Source organism: Streptomyces misionensis, from assembly GCF_007896895.1.
GTDB classification, from domain to species: domain Bacteria; phylum Actinomycetota; class Actinomycetes; order Streptomycetales; family Streptomycetaceae; genus Streptomyces; species Streptomyces misionensis_A.
This window is the reverse complement of record NZ_VOGW01000088.1, coordinates 1-1266: the sequence shown is the minus strand read 5'-3', so window position 1 is coordinate 1266 and position 1266 is coordinate 1.

Sequence of the window (1266 nt, the reverse complement as noted above, 5' to 3'; positions counted from 1 at the left end):
CGGTCTCGCCTTCCGTTCGGGTCTCGCCTCCTGGCAGAACCCGGCCTTCGACACGGGCCTCGGCCACGGTCTGCTGCCCTCGGCGCCGGCCGGTCTCGTCCATGGCGTGACCCGGCCCGCCGTGCGGCGTTCGGCGCCCGCCGAGGGCGGACCCCTGCTGCTGCGGGCGCTGCGGAGGGACGCCGACGGGGTCCACGAGGGCGCCGGCCCCGAGGGCCGGGAGCCGTCGGCGGCACGGGCGCCCGGCCCCCGAACGTCCCGGCCGGTACGGGGTCACACCCCCGGATCACCGGCCACGGCCCGGGATGCCGCGCAGGCTCCCGTCCAGCGGGCCGTGGCCGACGGCGCGGGCCCGGTGCCCGTGCCGGAGCTGCCGGTGGTGCGGCGTGTCGCCGTGGTACCACCGCGCGCCTCGAACGCCATGTCCGCGTCCGGCACCGAAGCTGCCGGGCCGCAACGGGCCGAGGCCGCGCCCCGTACGACGCCGGAGGCCGCGCCGCCGGTCGTGCGTCCCCGGCCGGCCGGGCCCTCGTTGACCGTCGCCCGGCGAACGAGCCGACCGGTACGCCGGGTCACCGCGCTGCGGCCGGAACCGGTGTCCGGTGGGACGCCCGCGCGGGCGGAGCCCGCCGTACAGCGCGCCTCCGCTCCCGCGCGCCCCGGAGGCCGGGCCCCGCTGGGCTCGGCGCTCGGCGCTCCGCTGGAGCAACTCCCGCCCACCGCCGTCCCGTCGGCCTCCGCCGCGCCCGGCGCCCGGTCGGGGGAGGATCCGTCGCTCCCGGTGGTGCGGCGCCAGGCGGAGGCTTCCGGGTCCGCCGCGACGGGCGCTCGGCCGGCCACCGGACCGCTGCCGACGGTCGTGCCGCGTCCGGCGCAAAGTTCCGCCGGGGGCGGCGTCCCACCGGTCGTGCAGCGTCCGGCAGGGCGTTTCGCCGCCGACGGCGGTCGCGCGGTCCCCCCGGTCGTACAGCGCCGTACGGACGCTTCCGGCACGACCGCCGGGGAGGCCGGCTCCGGGGCGCGCCCCGCCGCTCAGGACAGCGGGCGGGCCGCCGGGCCGACGCCGCCCGTCGTGCGGCACCGGACAGACGCCACCGGCCTCTCGCCGGCCGGCGCCCGACCGCCGGTCGTCCAGCGCCGGACGGACGGCTCCGGCCCGGCCGAAACCGGGCCGAACCACCGGCCATTGCTGCCAGGAGCGGAACCCCGGGCGGATGCCTCCGGTCCGGCCGGAACCGAACCCGACCCCACGGCCACCCGCCCCAC